Origin of the sequence: Falsiroseomonas oryzae, assembly GCF_027856955.1 — a bacterium.
GTDB classification, from domain to species: Bacteria; Pseudomonadota; Alphaproteobacteria; order Acetobacterales; family Acetobacteraceae; genus Falsiroseomonas; species Falsiroseomonas oryzae.
Genome location: NZ_JAPSMD010000971.1, coordinates 1 through 645, shown reverse-complemented (window position 1 = coordinate 645; position 645 = coordinate 1). Strand labels below are relative to the sequence as shown.

1 protein-coding gene is annotated in these 645 nt (G+C 76.6%); it reads left to right on the top strand.

Annotated features, from left to right (window positions below; all coding sequences use genetic code 11):
- Positions 1–178 precede the first annotated feature (178 nt).
- Positions 179–645: ubiquinol-cytochrome C chaperone family protein (locus OZN99_RS33015; protein WP_270939389.1), on the top strand; the 467-nt coding region annotated here is incomplete at its 3' end.

Here is a 645-nt window from a genome sequence, read left to right as displayed (position 1 = left end):
GGCGGCCAGCGCCAGGCGGCGCGGCCGGGCGCCTCCGGGCCGGGCGTCCTCGCCCGGCGCGCGCGGCGTTGCGTGGACCGGCGACAAGTTGACCATCTGGCAGCGGCGCTCCATCTGCGCCGGATGCCACTGCGGCGCCGCCCGGTCAATGTGGCGCGCCCCTGCCCCGGAGTTCGCCATGGGCCTGCTCGGCCTCTTCGCCCGGAAGCCGCATGAGCGGGCCGGATTCGCGCTCTACGGCGCCGCCGTCGCGGCGGCGCGCCAGCCCGTCTTCTTCGAGGCGCTCGGCGTGCCGGACACGCTGGACGGGCGGTTCGACCTGGTCTCGCTGCACGCCGGGCTGCTGGTGTGCCGCATCTCCCGCGACGACGACCCGCGCGCCAAGGACCTGGCCCAGGCGGTGTTCGATGCGATGTTCGCGGACATGGACGTCAACCTGCGCGAGATGGGGGTGGGCGACCTGGCCGTGGGCAAGCGGGTGAAGCGCATGTGGGAAGCGTTCCACGGCCGGGCGACCGCCTACGACGCGGCACTGCGCGCCGGCGACCTCGCGGGCCTCGCCGAGGCGCTGGGCCGCAATGTCTGGCGCGGCGAGGCGCCGGCGGGCGCGCCGGAGAGGCTGGCTCGGGTCGCCGCCGCCGCCGA